General features: G+C 67.1%; 16 protein-coding genes. 10 read left to right on the forward strand and 6 right to left on the reverse strand.

The genetic code is table 11. The features are described from left to right. Nucleotides 1–3: 3 nt before the first annotated feature. The gene (locus AC3A4Z_RS18255) at nucleotides 4–819 is read right to left on the reverse strand and encodes an ABC transporter ATP-binding protein (protein ID WP_498713055.1); all 816 of its coding nucleotides are present in this window, start codon (nucleotides 817–819) and stop codon (nucleotides 4–6) included. Between the two features lie 415 nt (nucleotides 820–1234). On the opposite strand from AC3A4Z_RS18255, the gene AC3A4Z_RS18260 reads away from it, so the two are divergent. The 3 genes from AC3A4Z_RS18260 (at nucleotide 1235) to AC3A4Z_RS18270 (ending at nucleotide 5307) form a co-directional block, all read left to right on the forward strand. Further along, the gene (locus AC3A4Z_RS18260; protein ID WP_498713057.1) at nucleotides 1235–3046 is read left to right on the forward strand and encodes a proline--tRNA ligase; all 1812 of its coding nucleotides are present in this window, start codon (nucleotides 1235–1237) and stop codon (nucleotides 3044–3046) included. 8 nt (nucleotides 3047–3054) lie between these two features. Then, nucleotides 3055–3852, forward strand: coding sequence for a TSUP family transporter (locus tag AC3A4Z_RS18265; RefSeq protein WP_493970524.1), 798 nt, complete (start codon nucleotides 3055–3057; stop codon nucleotides 3850–3852). Between the two features lie 63 nt (nucleotides 3853–3915). Further along, entirely contained in the window at nucleotides 3916–5307 is a 1392-nt protein-coding gene (locus AC3A4Z_RS18270; protein ID WP_498713059.1) for a pyridoxal phosphate-dependent decarboxylase family protein, read from the forward strand. Between the two features lie 97 nt (nucleotides 5308–5404). Here the strand turns inward: AC3A4Z_RS18270 and AC3A4Z_RS18275 are convergent, their stop codons facing one another. The 3 genes from AC3A4Z_RS18275 to AC3A4Z_RS18285 form a co-directional block, all read right to left on the reverse strand. After that, nucleotides 5405–6448, reverse strand: coding sequence for an aminoglycoside phosphotransferase family protein (locus AC3A4Z_RS18275; protein ID WP_498713061.1), 1044 nt, complete (start codon nucleotides 6446–6448; stop codon nucleotides 5405–5407). A gap of 48 nt (nucleotides 6449–6496) precedes the next feature. Beyond that, a complete protein-coding gene (locus AC3A4Z_RS18280; RefSeq protein WP_498713063.1) occupies nucleotides 6497–7225 on the reverse strand; it encodes a VIT1/CCC1 transporter family protein in 729 nt (242 codons plus the stop codon). 118 nt (nucleotides 7226–7343) lie between these two features. Beyond that, entirely contained in the window at nucleotides 7344–8471 is a 1128-nt protein-coding gene (locus AC3A4Z_RS18285) for a DUF4439 domain-containing protein (RefSeq protein WP_498713065.1), read from the reverse strand. Nucleotides 8472–8577: 106 nt separating this feature from the next. Here AC3A4Z_RS18285 and rimP point away from each other — a divergent pair, with 106 nt between their 5' ends. The 5 genes from rimP (at nucleotide 8578) to rbfA (ending at nucleotide 14532) form a co-directional block, all read left to right on the forward strand. Next, entirely contained in the window at nucleotides 8578–9186 is a 609-nt protein-coding gene (rimP, locus tag AC3A4Z_RS18290) for a ribosome maturation factor RimP (protein ID WP_498713066.1), read from the forward strand. Continuing rightward, nucleotides 9186–10166, forward strand: a complete 981-nt coding sequence (gene nusA, locus AC3A4Z_RS18295) for a transcription termination factor NusA (RefSeq protein ID WP_498713068.1) — start codon at nucleotides 9186–9188, stop codon at nucleotides 10164–10166. Before rimP ends, nusA begins: the two co-directional genes overlap by 1 nt. A 181-nt stretch (nucleotides 10167–10347) precedes the next feature. After that, the gene (locus AC3A4Z_RS18300; protein WP_498713070.1) at nucleotides 10348–10692 is read left to right on the forward strand and encodes a YlxR family protein; all 345 of its coding nucleotides are present in this window, start codon (nucleotides 10348–10350) and stop codon (nucleotides 10690–10692) included. A 152-nt stretch (nucleotides 10693–10844) separates the two neighbouring features. After that, the gene (infB, locus tag AC3A4Z_RS18305) at nucleotides 10845–13784 is read left to right on the forward strand and encodes a translation initiation factor IF-2 (RefSeq protein ID WP_498713072.1); all 2940 of its coding nucleotides are present in this window, start codon (nucleotides 10845–10847) and stop codon (nucleotides 13782–13784) included. Between the two features lie 238 nt (nucleotides 13785–14022). Next, nucleotides 14023–14532: a 30S ribosome-binding factor RbfA gene (gene rbfA, locus AC3A4Z_RS18310; protein WP_498713074.1), complete on the forward strand. Its 510-nt coding sequence runs from the start codon at nucleotides 14023–14025 to the stop codon at nucleotides 14530–14532. 90 nt (nucleotides 14533–14622) lie between these two features. On the opposite strand, the gene AC3A4Z_RS18315 is transcribed toward rbfA, so the two are convergent. Further along, a complete protein-coding gene (locus AC3A4Z_RS18315; protein WP_498713076.1) occupies nucleotides 14623–15744 on the reverse strand; it encodes a ScyD/ScyE family protein in 1122 nt (373 codons plus the stop codon). A 183-nt stretch (nucleotides 15745–15927) separates the two neighbouring features. On the opposite strand from AC3A4Z_RS18315, the gene AC3A4Z_RS18320 reads away from it, so the two are divergent. Continuing rightward, on the forward strand, nucleotides 15928–16410 hold the full coding sequence (locus tag AC3A4Z_RS18320) for a nucleoside deaminase (protein WP_498713079.1): 483 nt from the start codon (nucleotides 15928–15930) through the stop codon (nucleotides 16408–16410). 2 nt (nucleotides 16411–16412) lie between these two features. Further along, the gene (gene trxA, locus AC3A4Z_RS18325; RefSeq protein ID WP_498713080.1) at nucleotides 16413–16850 is read left to right on the forward strand and encodes a thioredoxin; all 438 of its coding nucleotides are present in this window, start codon (nucleotides 16413–16415) and stop codon (nucleotides 16848–16850) included. Between the two features lie 13 nt (nucleotides 16851–16863). Here the strand turns inward: trxA and AC3A4Z_RS18330 are convergent, their stop codons facing one another. Further along, nucleotides 16864–18024: a pyridoxal phosphate-dependent aminotransferase gene (locus AC3A4Z_RS18330; RefSeq protein ID WP_498713082.1), complete on the reverse strand. Its 1161-nt coding sequence runs from the start codon at nucleotides 18022–18024 to the stop codon at nucleotides 16864–16866. Between the last annotated feature and the right edge of the window lie 46 nt (nucleotides 18025–18070).

The raw sequence follows: 18070 nt of genomic DNA on the forward strand, positions 1-18070 counted from the left end.
CCATTACCGCACGCTCCCGTCCCTGGTTGTATTGTCCTGGGCTGTGAACCCGGCAGGAGGCCCCGGTTCTTTCCCGGCCTCCTGGATGATGTGCAGGAAGGCCTTCTCCAGGTCGGCACTGTGTCCGCGCCGGCTCAGCTCTGCAGGTGTGAGCTGGGCAAGCAGCCGGCCTTCCCGCAGGAGGAGCAGGGACTCGCAGTGGCTTGCCTCTTCCATGACGTGGCTTGATACAAGCAGCGTTGTCCCTTGCGCGGCCATGGCACGGAACCGGTCCCAGAGATCCGCGCGCAGCACGGGATCCAGTCCCACCGTCGGTTCGTCCAGCACCAGCAGGCGCGGACGGGCCACCAGGGCGCAGGCCAGGGACACCCGGCTGAGTTGGCCGCCGGACAGGTCCACCGTCTTCTGCCGCGCCTGGCCTTCAAGTCCGACGGCGGCAATCGCCTCGGCTGCGTCGGCCGCCCCTTGACGGTGCATGGCCCCGAAGTAGCGCACGTTGCCTTCCACGGAGAGGTCCGGATAGACACTTGGCGACTGCGTCACATAGCCCACTTGGTGCCGCAGCTGCCTGCTGCCGGCAGTCTGCCCCAGAACCCGCACCGAGCCTGAGGTGATGCGCTGCACTCCAACGATGGCGCGCATCAGCGTGGTTTTCCCGCTTCCGGACGGCCCAAGGAGCCCAGTGATTTGTCCGGCGGGAATGGCAAAGTCCAGCTCGCGGAGGACGGGAACGTGTCCCCGCACTACCGTCAGGGCGCTGGCCGCCACCGCCCCGCCGTCGTCCGTTTCCTCTGGGTTCTCCACTGCTGAACGTGACATGGCAGCCTCCGCTGATTTGCAGGCGCCAGGGCCGGAAGGCCCGTAATTCATCACCTGATGAAATAAATTTAAGCCTGCATTTGCGGGTAATCAACAGCCTTGAACCGGAAAGTACTTGATATATGTGGCCGCTATCACTTAGGTTCGATCTAGCTGCGCTGGAGTGGCGTGGGCGGTCTCACCAGTCCTCACCAGTACTTAGGCGATAACGGCGTTGAGCCACGCCCGGATACGATGACCAGCCTCGAGGGGGGCCAGGGGCTTTGTTTTCCGGGCGTGGCTCTACTGTGTCCGCAGGAGGGCGGGTGCTCTATAGGGGAATCGGGGCCAGGCGTCCGGTGCCGGTAGATTAGTACCCAGACGAATTTGTCCGGCCCTGCTGATCCAGCACCTCCCCAGAAACGGATATCCACCCGTGGTTACAAGACTGTCCCAGCTTTTCCTGCGCACGCTGCGTGAAGATCCCGTCGACGCCGAGGTGGCCAGCCACCGGCTCCTGGTCCGGGCGGGCTACATCCGCCGTGCTGCCCCCGGGATTTACACCTGGCTCCCGCTGGGGCTCAGCGTCCTGCGGAAAGTCGAGGCCATCATTCGCGAGGAAATGGCCAACATTGGAGCCCAGGAAGTCCACTTCCCGGCGCTCCTGCCGCGTGAACCCTATGAGGCCACCAACCGCTGGACCGAGTACGGCGAAGGGCTGTTCCGCCTCCAGGACCGCAAGGGTGCGGACTACCTGCTGGCCCCCACCCACGAGGAAATGTTCACGCTGCTGGTCAAGGACCTGTACTCCTCGTACAAGGATCTGCCGCTCAGCCTGTACCAGATCCAGAACAAGTACCGCGATGAGGCCCGTCCCCGGGCAGGCCTGCTGCGCGGCCGCGAGTTCATCATGAAGGACTCCTACTCCTTCGACGTGGACGACGCCGGCCTGGACGCCAGCTACGCTGCCCACCGCGGCGCGTACCTGCGCATTTTCGAGCGCCTCGGCCTGGAGGTCATCCCGGTCACTGCTACGGCCGGCGCCATGGGCGGGTCCAGGAGCGAAGAGTTCCTGCACCCCACCGACATCGGCGAGGACACCTTCGTCCGCTCCGCCGGCGGCTACGCGGCCAACGTTGAAGCCGTGACCACGGTGGCTCCTGCGGAAATCGACTTCACCGGCGCTCCCGCCGCAGAGGTGCTGGACACCCCGGACACGCCCACCATCGACACGCTGGTGGCCGCAGCCAACCAGCTCGCACCGCGCACGGAGGCCGACGGCGGCGCCTGGACCGGGGCGGACACGCTCAAGAACGTGGTGCTCGCCGTTACCCTGCCCACCGGCGAACGCCAGCTCGTGGTCATCGGGGTGCCGGGCGACCGCGCGGTGGACCTGAAGCGCGTCGAGGCGAACATCGGATCCTTCCTGCCCATCGGCGGGGAGATCGGGCTGGAAGCCGCGAACGATGAGGACCTCAAGAAGCAGCCGCTCATCGTCAAGGGCTACCTTGGACCCGGCCTGACACTGGACGAACCGCTGCTGGGCGCCGAAAGCGCCACGAAGCTCCTCTACCTCGTGGACCCCCGCATCGTCAGGGGCACCGCCTGGATCACGGGTGCCAATGAAGCGGGCAAGCACGTGTTCGGGCTCGTGGCCGGCCGGGATTTCACCTGGGACGGCGTCATCGAATGCACTGAGGTCCGCGAAGGCGATCCCGCACCGGACGGCTCCGGACCCCTGGAAACAGCCCGCGGCATCGAGATGGGCCACATCTTCCAGCTGGGCCGGAAATACGCCGAAGCCTTGGAACTGAAGGTCCTGGACCAGAACGGCAAACAGGTCACGGTGACCATGGGTTCCTACGGCGTGGGCGTCACCCGCGCCGTGGCAGCACTCGCGGAATCCAACCATGACGCCAAGGGCCTGGTATGGCCCCGCGCCGTGGCGCCCGCGGACGTCCACGTGGTGGCCGTCGGCAAGGGCGAAGACATCTTCGCCACCGCCGAACAGCTCGCAGCGGACCTTGAAGCCGCAGGCCTCGACGTCCTGCTTGACGACCGGCCCAAGGTTTCCCCGGGCGTCAAGTTCGGCGACGCCGAGCTCGTGGGCGTCCCCACCATCCTCGCCGTCGGCCGCGGCCTGGTGGACGGTGTGGTGGAGATCAAGGACCGGCGCAGCGGCGAAGCCGAGAACGTTGCCGTGGACAAGGCAGTTGACTACGTGGTCAACGCTGTCCGCGCCTCCTGACCCCGGAAGTGCTCCCCGGGCTTGAGTCCATCCAGCTGACAACGCTGGTCCTGATCGTGGTGGCCGGTTTCGCTGCCGGCTGGGTGGACGCCGTGGTGGGCGGGGGCGGGCTGATCCAGCTCCCCGCCCTGCTGCTGGTGCCCGGCATCACGCCCGTCCAGGCGCTGGCAACGAACAAGATGGGATCCATCTTTGGTACCGCCACCAGCGCCGTCACGTATTACCGGCGGGTGGGACCGGACCTGCGGACGGCGGTGCCGATGGCCGTTATTGCCCTGGCCGGCAGTTTTGGCGGCGCAGTCCTGGCCGCCAGCCTGCCGTCCAGTGTCTTCAAACCCATCATCGTCGCCGCGCTCGTGGCAGTGGCACTGTTCACGGCGCTGAAACCGGACGCCGGGCACATCACCGCGCTCCGGCACGACGGCCACAAACACTATGTCGTGGCCTGCCTGATCGGGGCCGTGATCGGCTTCTACGACGGCCTGATCGGCCCGGGCACGGGCTCCTTCCTGGTGATCGCCCTGGTGTCGGCGATGGGGTACGCGTTCCTGGAGGCCAGCGCCAAGGCCAAGATCGTGAATATGGCAACCAACGCGGGGGCGCTGCTGTTTTTCCTGCCACACGGCTCCATCCTGTGGGCCCTGGGCCTGCTGCTGGGTGCCGCCAATATGGCCGGCGGATACCTGGGTGCCCGGACTGCGGTGGCGCAAGGCAGCAAGTTCGTCCGGGTGGTCTTCCTCGTGGTGGTGGCTGCCCTCATCATCAAGCTCGGCTATGACGTATGGCAGGAAAACTTCGCGCATTAAGGGTTAGCGGGCAGGGGAGTACCGGCCCTCGTGGCAATGAACCGGCGGGCGTAGCATGCAGATATGCCCCACGGTGACGACGAGTACTCCAGTGCTTTATCGGCAGCGGCAGGCCATGCCGCGGCCTGGCTTCGAAGCCTTCCGGACCGCCACGTCGGCCCCCTCCTCCCGGCCCATGACCTTACCGGAGCGTTCGGCGGGCCGTTGCCAACCTCCGGTATGCCCGCAGCGGACGTTGTGGACCTCCTTGCCCGGACAGCCGAACCCGGACTTATGGCCATGCCGTCCGGCCGCTTCTTCGGCTGGGTGATCGGCGGAACCCTGCCCGCCGCCCTTGCCTCCGACTGGCTGGTCAGCGCCTGGGACCAGAACGCCGGACTTCGTTACGCCACCCCCGCCATGGCAGCCATCGAGGAAAGTGCCGGCGCTTGGCTGCTGGAACTGTTGGGGCTTCCCGGCGGGTGCGACGTCGGATTTGTCACCGGAGCCACGATGGCCAACTTCACCGGGATGGCAGCGGGGCGGTGGCGGCTGCTCGCGGACGCCGGGTGGGACCTGGACCATGACGGGCTGTCCGGCGCTCCCCGCATCCGATGCTTCGTGGGCAGGGAACGGCACGACACCGTGGACCTCGGCCTCCGGTACCTCGGGCTGGGCAAGCCAGTGGTGGTGGACGCGGACGACCAGGGACGCCTGGTTCCCGCAGCATTGGAAGCCGCGCTTTCCGTAGGGAGCGGGCCGGCCCTCGTCTGCCTGCAGGCAGGGAACCTGCATTCCGGCGCTTTTGATCCGTTCCCTGAAGCCATCCGGGTCGCCCGGGAGCACGGCGCCTGGGTCCACGTCGACGGCGCTTTCGGCCTCTGGGCTGCGGCTGCACCGGAACTGCGTCACCTGACCCGCGGGTACGAGGACGCCGATTCGTGGGGAACCGACGCGCACAAGACCCTGAACGTGCCGTACGACTGCGGAATCGCGATCGTGCGGGACGCCTCCGCCCTCCGGTCCGCGATGGGCCTGCACACCAGCTACCTGATTCATGACGCCGAAGGGCCGGGGGACCCGTTCGAGAAGGTCCCGGAGCTGTCGCGCCGTGCCCGGGGCGTGCCGGTGTGGGCGGCCCTGAAGAGCCTGGGCCGGGACGGCGTGGCAGCCCAGGTACGGGGGCTGGCGGCCGCTGCATCGGAGATCGCGGCGGGGCTGGCGGGGCTGGACGGCGTGGAGGTGCTGAACGACGTCGAGTACACCCAGGTGAGCGTGGCGTTCGGCGACGACGACACCACCCGTGCGGTGACGGCGCGCATCATCGAGGACGGCAGGGTGTGGATGTCCGGCTCCCGCTGGCGGGACAGGGACATCCTGCGGGTGTCCGTGAGCAACTGGCAGACGGCCGAAGAAGAGGTGGCCACTGCCGTTGCTGCCGTGGGCTCCGCCCTTGCAGCAGTGCGGGGCGGCTGATCAACGCGTGCATGATCGTTGGGCCTGTTGAGAGCGTGGCACTGTTCGCGCGTGGCGGGTTGGTCACCGGCCTGCTCAATCAAGCGAGAGGCAAGCTTCAGTGCGCGCCCACGGCTTCCCCGGGCTCGGGCAGGCGGTGGGCTGACGGCAGCCCGTTTAGGGTCCTGCCGGCAAGCGTGCTGGCGACCCAAAGGGAACGGGCCAGGTCGCCTCGATGGTCCGGTTTGCCTGCGTACGCCAAGGCGTTCGCCACCTCCCGGGCGATGCCCCACTGCCGGGCCACGTCAGCGTCCAGGCCGGCCGCGGAGCTGAAGTCGGCGCAGCGCCGGCGCAGTCCGGCTGCAGGGTTGTCCAGCGGCAAATCGGACAGCCGGTTCCAAAGCAGCGGCGCCACGGCGAACTCCGGTTCCCCGATCATTGGCTGGGGATCGATGGCGGCGTAACCGGCCGCCGTCGGAAGCCCATGCCCGGCAGGATCAGCCGGGCGCGCCAGGACGTTGAGGTAATGCAGGTCCGCATGGACCAGGGCATCGCGGGAAGAACGCCGTCCCACCGCTCCGCGGGTCTGGCATACCTCCAGGGCGGCTTCCAGGAGCCACCGGGGGAAGGGCCGGCCCAGCTGTTCCCAGTCCGCGGGCAGGTCATCGCTCCACTGTTCCGCCCGGGCGGCAATGTGCTCGAACTCGAACCACTCCGCCCGGTCGTCGGGGGTGAGGCTGAGCTGCCGGACCAGGCCGGCCCAGACCACCACGGCGTCTTCCATGGGCGCAGTCGTGAGGGAGCGTTCGCCGTCGAGCCTTTCCAGGAGCATGGCGCAGGTGCCGGCGTCGGAGGCGAGCAGCGCTACCGCGCCCCGGCCCTGCCACAGGGCCAGGGCGTGCCGCTCAACCCTGGCTTCGTCGTGCGGAAAGGCGATCTTGAGGGCGGCGGGGGTACCGTCCTGCTGCCGCACCGGGATGACGATGCCGCCGTGGCCGTTCCAGGGCAGGGCGCCGGGCCGCAGGTCCGGTGTCAGCTGCCAGCTCTGCAGGCGGCCCTGGATCAGGTCCGGCAGGGAAGCGAGCCATGCGCGTCCGGCACTGCTGCGGGTGTAGCGGGCAGTGAGGTCCGGAGGGATGGGTACTACCGCGGGCTGGATCATCAGTTCCAGCCTAAGTCCATTCGTGCGCCCCGTACGGCAGGTCCGGCGTCAAACCACGCCCGTGGCCCCCAGCAGGTTGCCGATGCTGAAGGTGGCGGCGAGGGCAAGTGCTCCGCCCGCCACCACGCGGACGGCGGCGCGGAACCTGGAGCCGCCGCCGATCCAGGCGCCCAACGCTCCGGTCAGAGCCAAGGCCAGGAGCACCGCGACGAAGGTGACCGGGACCCGGACGTCCGGTGGCGGAAGCAGGATCGCCAGCATGGGCAGGGCCGCCCCGATCACGAAGGACACGGCCGAGGCAAGAGCGGCATGCCAGGGGCTGACGATATCGTCCTCGTCAATGTTGAGCTCCGCGGATAGGTGTGCAGCCAGTGCATCGTGCGCGGTCAGTTCCGCCGCCACCTTCCCGGCCGTTTCCTCGCTCAGGCCCTTGGCCTGGTAAATCGCTGTAAGTTCAGCCAGTTCCACGTCAGGTTCTTCGGCCAGCTCACGGCGTTCCTTGTCTATCAGGGCCTTTTGGCTGTCGCTTTGGCTGCTCACCGAAACGTACTCGCCAAGGGCCATTGAGACGGCGCCGCCCACCAGGCCTGCTGCTCCTGCCGCGAGGATGGGGCCCGAAGCGGCAGTTGCTCCCGCCACACCCACCACGATCGCTGCCACGGACACAATCCCGTCATTGGCGCCCAGGACGCCGGCGCGCAGCCAGTTCAGGCGCTGGGCCAGGTCGTTGCGGTGGGGCTCATTCGCGTGGAATGAGGAGTCGGCTGCTGTGTCCATCCCACCAGCAAACCATCAGGCACCCGGCACTGCCAGCACCGTGCCGGAACCGTCGGGGAAACTCCTGATGACAGGGCGGGTCAGCGGCCCCGCGTCACCGGAAGGACGCTTGCCATACCTATGGCAGCTGCGGAAGTTGGCCTTCGTCCAGCACCAGGCCCGGCAGGGGATTCGGGCTTGCACCCCAGTGCTGCGCGCGCCGGGCTGCTTCCTGCAGGGCGGACAATGCCCAGGCACGGGTGGCCCCCTCCGCATGGGCCACAACATCGCCGTAGGACGGCAAGGTGTCAGCTTCCAGCCCGGCGAGTCCGGCCGCGGGGGCGTCGAGGAACCCCTGGTCCAGGACGTATCCCGGCGGCTGGGGCGGCAATGTCACACACTGCATCCGCCCGTGCTCCTCCGCCTGGCCGGCGAGGTCACGGTGCTGCGACAGGAATTCCGACGCCGGCCCCGCGGCTTCAGGAGGCAGGCGGGTAAGGGCTGCCTGGTAACCGTACACCGCCTCCAGTTCGGCGCCTGCGGCTGCGACGAGGGCGGCCCCGAGGCCGGCGGCGGCAGGAGGGGAAGTGGAGGCGGAGGCGGCAGGGGAGGGCGTGGCAGGGCAGGCCGACGGCGCCGATGTGGCCTCCTGAAATTCTGTCCCTTGCGGTTCTGTCCCTAGGGGTGCTGTGTCAGGGGCACCTGCGGCACCAAGCCGTTCGGCTGCGAGGAGTTGCGCCGTCCCGGCGCCGGCAAGAAGGCGTGCCATGCCGCCGTCGGCCGTTTCCGCGTCCTTGAGGCGTTGCCGGCCGCTGGCGGCCAGGTCCGCCGCGAATTCCGCAACTGTCACTACGGGAGTGGCACTGGGGGATGGGGAATCCGCGGTAGGTGACGCTGGCGCTGGGGACGAGGCTGCGGACGGCAGCGTGGCTGCCTCCCCGGATGTAGCGCTCCCCGGCAGCAGCAGCAGCGCCCGGGCCTGGATGGTCAGCAACGTCACAACCTGGTTCACGCCGCCGTCCGCGGGGCTGCCGGCGGTTCCGCCGGCGCCGGAAGCGGCCAGGTCCATCCCGGCGGACCGCAGCTCGAGTGTCTCCTCCAGCGCGGCGGCCCGGGCCTGCTCGGAGAAGGGCGGTTCCGCGGGAGCGGGCGGTTCAGCCGGGATCAGGACGAAGCCCAGGCTGAGGACCAGAAGGGCTGCGAGCGAAAAAACGGCGTACCGGAAATAGCGCATCCGCGGGCGGTTTTCCTGGTTGTCGTCTTTCACAACAGACCATGGTGTCACGCCGAAGGGGAATCCCCGTGCCCCAATGAACCGGTAAAATAGCTACGCTAGTACACACAACATCATCTATCGGGAGGCGGCCGGCATCGTGAGCAATGCAGAAGCCACGGCTTCATCAGACCATACCGGAACGGGTAAGGCTGAGGCCGCACACAATCCGGAAGCTGCACGGCTCAGGGCGCTCCTTGAACCCTCGGTCCAGGCCAACCGCCTGTACTTGGAGGATGTGGCCATCATCCCCGGGTCCCACCGCGTGGTCCACGTGGTGGTGGACCTGCCCCAGGAGGAGACCGGCGGAGTCAGCCTGGATGTCATTGCGGACATCTCCAAGGTGCTCTCGGATGTTTTGGACAATGATCCCGGCGACGACGGCCGTCCCTACGACCTCGAAGTCTCCTCGCCCGGCGTCGGCCGGCCGCTGACCGAGCCGCGCCACTGGCACCGCGCCAAGGGCCGCATGGTGAAGGTCAACGTCCTCCAGGGCGACAACATCACTGGCCGCATCCAGGCGGTGGACGCCTCCGGCGTGACCCTCGTGCCCGAGATTGCCGTCAAAAAGGGAATGAAGCCCCGGCAGGGTGATCCCATCAAGCTTCCTTTCGACAGGATCCGCAACGGAAAAGTCGAGATCGAATTCAGCCACCTCCCCGAGGACGGTCTGGAACCTGAACACAATGGACCTTCTGAGGAGGCCTGATGGATATTGACATGAGCGCACTGAGACTTCTGGAGCGTGAGCGTGAAATCCCGCTGGACCTCCTGATCCCCACCATTGAGCAGGCGCTCCTGGTGGCCTACCACAAGTCGCCCGGCGCCTTCGAGAAGGCCCGCGCGGAACTGGACCGCAAGAGCGGCCACGTGACCATCTGGGCCGTGGAAATTGACGACGACGGCGCCCCCATCGGCGAGTTCGAGCACACCCCGGAGGGCTTCGGCCGTATCGCCGCCAGCACTGCGCGGCAGATCATCCTGCAGCGCCTCCGCGATGTTGAGGACGACAACGTCCTCGGTGAATTCAAAGGGCGCGAAGGCGAACTTGTGGCCGGCACCATCCAACAGGGCCACAACCCGCACATGGTCCAGGTCAACCTGGGAACCGTCGAAGCGCTCCTGCCGCCGCCCGAACAGGTGCCGGGGGAGAAGTACCTCCACGGCAACCGCCTGCGTGCCCTGGTGATCGATGTGCACCGCGGCTCCAAGGGCCCGTCCGTCACGCTGTCCCGGTCCCACCCGGGGCTCGTCCGGAAGCTCTTCGAACTGGAAGTACCCGAGATCGCCGACCGCTCCGTGGAGATCGTTGCGCTGGCCCGGGAAGCCGGCCACCGCACCAAGATCGCCGTCAAGGCCAACATCCCGGGCATTAACGCCAAGGGTGCCTGCATCGGTGAAATGGGCTCCCGCGTGCGGGCCGTGATGACGGAACTGAACGACGAAAAGATCGACATCGTCGACTTCAGCGAGAATCCGGCCACCTTCATCGCCAGCGCGCTGTCGCCATCGAAGGTGAATTCGGTCACTATCACTGATGAGGCCACCCGTTCGGCCCGCGTGGTGGTCCCCGATTACCAGCTTTCCCTGGCTATCGGCAAAGAGGGCCAGAACGCCCGCCTCGCGGCCAAACTGACCGGCTGGCGCATCGATATCGTTTCCGACGCCGCCGCTCCGCGCGAAAGCTGAACCACCCCTCGCCGGGCGGCCACGCCGGGACTGCTCTGCGGTTTCGGGCAGAACGGCCCGGAGGGGCTAGAATAGAAAAGGCCGCGCCCAACGGCCGGCAGCCGTGTGCCCCGAGCATGCCCCTTCCGCTGACTCAGCGGAGGCAGGCATTCGCGGGGCAGCAGATATGAATGTCAGGAAGATGACCGTGGCAGAGCTTTCCACCGGGAATCAACCGGAGCGTACCTGCATCGGATGCCGGAAGAAGGGCCTGCGGTCGGAATTGCTCCGGCTCGTCGCCGAAGGCAGCGGCTCTGCCGCCGTCCTGGTGGATGAACGACGCCGGCTGGCTGGCCGGGGTGCTTGGTTGCACCCCAGCGAATCGTGCCTGGCTCTGGCGATCAAACGGCGGGCTTTCGGACGTGCCCTTGCGGGTGCGACCGGAACTGCCGCCGTCGAACACTGGATCAAGTCGGAAACGAACGTTGCAGGCAGCACGGCAACTGCAACACCAACCGTCCAACCTGAAAGCGGGTCAGAAATCTGATGGAAACCCGATGAGTTCCCAGCGATGAGTGCGTAACGATGACAACTTTGTTGCGCTCTGCAATGGGCCCTTCCGCTGTAGTCGCGGCTGGGGTCCGCAGTAAGAAGTAGACGGTTCGTGCCTGGCTCGGTGCGGACCGAGACAGGAGAAATGTGGCCAAGGTCCGCGTACATGAGCTCGCCAAAGAGCTCGGTATTACTTCCAAAGATGCAGTGACAAAACTGCAGGAACTGGGCGAATTTGTTCGCTCCGCCTCTTCCACCATTGAGGCCCCCGTTGTGCGTAAACTGCGCAACGCCTTCCCCGACGCTGCTGCCAAGGCGTCAGCACCGGCGGCCGCGCCCAAGGCGCCCGCCCCGGCGGCAGAAGCACGTCCTTCAACTCCGGCTCCCGGCCCGGCAGCTCCCAAGGCTCCGGTTCCCGCGGCACAGGCACCTGCCCCCGCCGCTCCGGCAGCACCGGCCCAGCCTGCTGCTTCGGCTCCGGCGGCGCCTGCTGCCAGCCGGCCCGCAGCTCCGGCGGCTCCCGCCGCGTCCACCAGCGCTGCTCCGTCCACCGGTGCCAAGCCCGGTGCGCGCCCGGCTCCCAAGGCCGAAACTCCCGCTGCCCCGGCCCGCTCCGGCGGACAGGGCGGTTCGGCAGGCAGCTCTGCTCCCCGTCCCGGCGGTCCCCGTCCGGGCAACAACCCGTTCGCCACCTCGCAGGGCATGCCCCGCGGCGGCCGTGGCGGCGACGGAGAGCGTGCTCCCCGTCCGGGTAACAACCCGTTCGCTACCTCGCAGGGCATGCCCCGTCCGGGTGGTGGCCGTACCGACGGTGACCGTCCCGGTGGTCCGCGTCCCGCAGCAGGTGCCGGCGGACCCCGTCCAGGTGGTCCCCGTCCCGCAGCAGGTGCCGGTGGACCGCGTCCCGCGGCTGGCGCCGGCGGCCCGCGCCCGGGTGCACCCCGTCCCGGTGGTGCCGGTGGAAACCGTCCGACGCCGGGCATGATGCCCAACCGTACTGAACGCCCGGCTCCGGCCGGTGCAGGACGTCCGGGTGCCGGTGGCCGTGGTCCCGGACGCCCGGGTGGCGCTCCCGGAACCGGTGGTCCCGGTGGCGGCGGCGGAGCTCCCGCCGGTGGCGGCTTTGGCAAGGGCGGCCGCGGACGCGGCGGCACCCAGGGTGCCTTCGGCAAGGGCGGCGCCGGACGTGGCAAGCAGCGCAAGTCGAAGCGCGCAAAGCGCCAGGAACTTGAGCAGATGAGTGCCCCGTCGCTGGGTGGCGTGAGCGTACCCCGCGGCGACGGCAACACTGTCATCCGCCTGCGCCGCGGCTCGTCCATCACGGACTTCGCCGACAAGATCGAGGCAAACCCCGCCGCGCTCGTGACCGTGCTGTTCCACCTCGGTGAAATGGCAACGGCAACGCAGTCGCTGGACGAGGAAACCTTCGCGCTGCTGGGTGAAGAGCTCGGCTACAAGCTCCAGGTTGTGTCCCCGGAGGACGAGGAGCGCGAGCTGCTCTCCGGCTTCGACATCGACTTCGAAGCCGAACTCGAAGCCGAAGGCGATGAAGACCTTGAGGCACGTCCTCCGGTAGTCACCGTTATGGGCCACGTCGACCACGGTAAGACCCGCCTGCTCGATGCCATCCGCAAGTCCGACGTTATGGCGGGCGAGCACGGCGGCATCACGCAGCACATCGGTGCCTACCAGGTCACGCACAACCACGAAGGCAACGACCGGAAGATCACCTTCATCGATACCCCGGGCCACGAGGCGTTCACCGCCATGCGTGCCCGTGGTGCGAAGGTCACCGACATCGCCATTCTGGTGGTCGCAGCGGACGACGGCGTGATGCCCCAGACCGTTGAAGCCCTCAACCACGCCCAGGCGGCCAACGTGCCTATCGTGGTGGCCGTGAACAAGATCGACAAGGAAGGCGCCAACCCGGACAAGGTCCGCGGCCAGCTGACCGAGTACGGCCTGGTTCCCGAAGAATACGGTGGCGACACCATGTTCGTGGAGGTCTCTGCCCGCCAGAACCTCAACATTGACGAGCTGCTCGAGGCAGTCCTGCTCACCGCGGACGCTGCCCTGGACATGCGCGCCAACCCGAACAAGGACGCCCGCGGTATCGCCATCGAAGCCAACCTGGACAAGGGCCGCGGTTCCGTGGCCACCGTCCTGGTGCAGTCCGGCACCCTGCGCGTCGGCGACACCATCGTGGCAGGCACGGCCCACGGCCGCGTCCGTGCGATGTTCGACGACGACGGCAGCGCCCTGACCGAGGCCGGCCCGTCCCGCCCCGTCCAGGTGCTGGGTCTGTCCAACGTCCCGCGTGCAGGCGACACCTTCTTCGTGACCGCTGACGAGCGCACCGCCCGCCAGATCGCCGAGAAGCGTGAAGCTGCCGACCGCAACGCCGCCCTGGCCAAGCGCCGCAAGCGCATCAGCCTCGAAGACTTCGACCAGGCCGTGGCCGAAGGCAAGATCGACACCCTCAACCTCATCCTCAAGGGTGACGTGTCCGGTGCCGTGGAAGCCCTCGAAGACGCCCTGCTCAAGATCGACGTTGGCGAAGGCGTGCAGCTGCGCGTCATCCACCGCGGTGTTGGTGCCATCACGCAGAACGACGTCAACCTGGCAACAGTGGACAGCGCCGTCATCATCGGCTTCAACGTCAAGCCGGCCGAGCGGGTTGCCGAACTGGCAGACCGCGAAGGCGTGGACATGCGGTTCTACTCCGTCATCTACTCCGCGATCGATGACATCGAGATGGCGCTCAAGGGCATGCTCAAGCCGGAATACGAAGAATTCCAGCTGGGCACCGCCGAGGTCCGCGAAGTCTTCCGCTCCTCCAAGTTCGGAAACATCGCCGGCTCGATCGTCCGCTCGGGCGTCATCCGCCGCAACGCCAAGGCCCGCGTCAGCCGCGACGGCAAGATCATCGGTGACAACCTCACCGTTGAGACGCTCAAGCGCTTCAAGGACGACGCCACCGAGGTCCGCACGGACTTCGAGTGTGGTATCGGTCTTGGGTCATACAACGACATCTCCGAGGGTGACATCATCGAGACCTTCGAGATGCGTGAGAAGCCGCGCGTCTAGGCTGTCTTAGCCTCTACTGGTGCGGGGCCGTCGGGATTTTCCGGCGGCCCCGCCCCTTCGCTGGGTGGCCAACGTCTTAGGACGCCGGCCACCCAGCTTCGGCAGCGGAGCTGGCCTTCCCAACCCTCGCAAGCTCGGCTCGGGGCCCTCGGCCATCTCCTTAGATGCCACTCCCGGTCACCAAATCGATTGGCGCTGATGTGCGCCGCCCAAATTTTTCTTCTTTTAGGAGTTGTTCATGGCTGATCCGGCACGTGCTGCCAAGTTGGCGCAGCGGATTAAGGTTGTTGTTGCTGAGGCCTTGGGCCGGAAGGTCAAGGATCCTCGGTTGGAGGGCATTACTGTAACTGATGCCCGGGTGACCAATGATTTGCAGCATGCCACTGTGTACTACACCGTTTTTGGTGACCAGGCTGTTCAAGCTGATGCCGCCAAGGGCCTGGAGAAGGCCAAGGGTGTGCTTCGGCAGGAGGTGGGGCGGAACCTCACCATCCGCCTGACGCCTACCCTTGAATTTGTCTCCGATGAGATTCCCGTTATCGCCTCGAACCTCGAGGAGCTGCTCCGCGAGGCCAAGAAGCGCGACGCCGAAGTGGCTGCCCTTGCAGCGGAAGCCAAGCATGCAGGGGACGCCGACCCTTACAAAAGCGATGCGTCCGCCGATGTGGACATCGACGAAGACGACTTCGACGAGGAGGACCTCGACCTCACCGACGCCGAGGAACTCGACGAAGACGGCCACAAGTAGCCTCAAATCGCAGCAGAAGGCCCGGACCGTATGGTCCGGGCCTTCTGCTTCCCAGGAAACTTTCTGCAGCCGGCGAAGGTTCCCAGCTGACTAATCGATGCCTGCCCTCACCACCTTGCCCTTGGTCATGTCGGTGAAGCTGAATCCGGCGGTGGCGTAGAGGTTCGATCCGCGGACTTCCACCGCAGCCGGCCCCTCGATGGCCAGGAACTGGGACCTGTCGCAGGTCCAGGCATCGAACTTGATGATCTCATTGCCGAACATCGACGCCACATACACGTCGCCGTTGTCCGTGATGGCCAGTCCGGTGGGGCTCAGGATGTCCTCTGCCCACACGTGCGTATTGCCGGTCCACGGGTTGACCCGGAAAATGGCGCCCCTGGCTCCCAGGGACGGGTCCTCAGGGCCGCCAGGCAGGGAGGTGACATACAGCCGGCCGTCCGGACCGAACTCCACATCGGTGGGCACCGGCTCAAAGGCGTATTCATGACCCACCACGCACGCAGGGACGTCCACAGTAGTTCCCGCCATGTCTACGGGAATCTTCGTCCCGGCCGGAACCACTGCGGGCCGCGGCGGCAGCACTGCCAGGGTGGAAACGTCACCGGTCTCGATGTCCACTTCCAGGATGGCGTTTGCGCCGGCGTCAGCTATGTATGCCGTACCGCTCCGGACTGCCAGGGCGTAGGGATGCGAGTCGACGGTCCCCTGGTAGCGGGCGGGCGGGAACGCGGGCCAGCCGGCCAGGCATTCGGCCGAGACGTCTGATCCGAAGCCGTAGTGCTGGTCTGCGTCCGGGTTGTTCTTGCGTTCATGGTCGGCCAGTTCGGCAATGGTCCGAAGGTTTCCCTGCGCGTCGATGGACTTCAAGTAGCCTTCGAGGGCGGCCGGGTCACCGCCGCCGGCGCCCACGCTCTCCACGAAGTACGTGGTTCCGCGACGGCTTTCCACGCCGCCAACGTCCCAACCCGGTTTGCCCTGGTAGAGGGCGGTGGTGGTGCCGTCGTCGTTGACGCGGCTCAGGAGGCCGGCGAAATTCTGCGTGACCAGGACGGAGTCATCTGAATCCACGGCCAGGCTAAGAGGTGCTGACAGGCCCGCGGCCAACGTAACCGGCTCGGGGGTGTCAGTGGAACCCGCAGCAGCGGGCCCGGTTGGAATGACTATCGCCGCAGCCGCGAGACAGGCGACGAGTGGAAACTTGTTCTTCATTGGGTACTCCGGGTTGGGCGCCCCTGAATGGGGCCGGTTATAAGTAGCCTCGTTGGAAGCAATATTTCGGAACCCCCGCCCGCCAGACTATGCCTGCCGGGTAACGCTGTCGCCGGTGCGTGCCCCCTATTTCGCCCCCTATTTTCATCCCCTAACCTCCAGGCCTTTGGCTAGGATCGAGCTATGAACCAGGCGGACCACGGCGATGCCAACCAGTACCTCGAACGGGCGGTGGCCCTGGCCACCCGGAACGTCGCCGACGGCGGCGGTCCCTTCGGGGCTTTAGTGGTGACCAAGGACGGGCGGGTGCACGAGGGCGTCAACCGGGTCACCCGGGATAACGATCCCACCGCCCACGCCGAGGTGGTGGCCATCCGCACTGCCGCTGCCGCCATCAGGAACTTCGACCTGCGCGGGGCAGTCCTGTACACCAGCTGCGAGCCGTGCCCGCTGTGCCTGGCGTCTGCCCTCTGGGCACGGATCGACCGGGTCTACTACGCCGCGGACCGCTACGGCGCCGCGTCCGCTGGTTTTGATGACGCGCTCTTCTACGACTACTTCTCCGGTACCCGTCCGGAACTGCTGCCGGTCAGCAGGGGTGAGGTGCCGGCGTCGGACGCCCCGTTCCTGGCCTGGGGCGCGCACAAAAGCCGGAAGGACTACTAGGCATGGAAGCCTCGCTCACCCAATGCCCCAACTGCGGGAAGACCAACCGGGTCCCGGCCAATGCAGCCGGCCGGCCCCGCTGTGGCAACTGCCGTGGGGCACTGCCCTGGATCGTCGCGGCCGGTGATGCCGACTTCAGCGTGGTGGCCGAAGAATCGCCTGTTCCCGTGCTGGTGGACTTCTGGGCTGAGTGGTGCGGGCCGTGCCGCATGGTGAGCCCCGTCCTGGACAAGGTGGCCAGGGAGCGGGAAGGTTCCGTCAAACTCGTGAAGGTCGACGTCGACAAGAGTCCCGGCTTGTCCCGGCGGTTCGACGTGCAGGCCATTCCCACGCTGATGGTCATTGTCGACGGCAAAGTGGCCGCCCGGCAGGCAGGGGCCGCTCCGGCGGAGGTGCTGCGCACCTGGCTGGACGGGGCGCTGGCCGGAACCCGGCGTTAGAAACGAAAGCGGCCTACACCCGCTCCGGAAGCCGGGACAGGCCCTCCAGCATTTCCTCCCGCTTGCCGCACAACGCAATCCGCACCCACCCCTCGCCAATCGACCCAAAAGCCGTCCCCGGCGCGAGGGCAACCCCGGACTCGGCGAGGAAGCGCCGAACCCATGCCCGGACATCGCCGCCGCTCACGTGCGAGACGTCGGCCCACAGGTAGAACGCGCCGTCGGCCTTCAGATACGGGATGCCCTTCGCATCCAGCACGGCGGACGCGGCGTCCCGGTTGGCCCGGTAGTGTTCATGCGCGTGCCGGACGTAATCCTGCGGCCCGGTAAGGGCTGCCAGCGCGGCGTACTGCGACGGCGATGCCACGCACGAAACGATGGACTCCATCACGTTGTTCATCTTTTGCTCCAGCCCGGGCGGGCACACCAGGGCACCGATCCGGAGCCCCGTGAGGCCGTACGTTTTGGAAAGCGTCAGGGAAGTGAAGACGCGCGCCTCGCCCGGCAGTCCGCCGTCGAACCTGGCCGGACTCACGTGCGGCACATCGTAGGTGAACGCCTCGTAGCACTCGTCGGAGATCACCCACAGATCGTGCCTCCGGGCCAGCTCCACGAGTTCGCGCGTGAGCTCTTCGCCGAGGACCGCGCCCAGGGGATTGGACGGCGAGTTCAGCACCAGCACGCGGGTGCGGTCCGTGATGAGGGCCTCGATATCTTCGGTCCTGGGCTGGAAGCGGTGCTCCGGGTAGAGCGGGTAGCCCACCGGAACGGCGTTGAGGAGCCGGCTGGTCATGGCAAAGGTGGGGTAGCCCGGATTGGGGATCAGGATCTCGTCGCCGGGGGAGAGCAGCAGGCTCATCGCAAAGTGCAGGCCCTGCTGGGCGCCGTCCACCACGTACACCCGGTCAGCACCGATGCTGGTGCCGTGGCCGGCGCGCTCCCGGAAACGCGCGGCGAACGCCTCGCGCAGTGCGGGGATGCCCGCGTTGGGGGTGTAGTTGGTTTCGTCCCGGTCCAGGCAGGCGATACCGGCATCCAGGACGTGGCGGGGCAGCGGGAACCCGGGCTCGCCGATGCTGAGGACCAGGGCGCCCGGTGTGCGCCACGCAGCCTCGGTGATCTCGCGGATCTGGTTGACGGGCACATCGCGGACATGGGCGGCAAGCTCAGGCATGAGTGCCATCCTAACCGGCCCTTCAGCTGCCGCTTTGAGCTGCCCG

Source organism: Arthrobacter sp. Soil_C_49, from assembly GCF_057656635.1.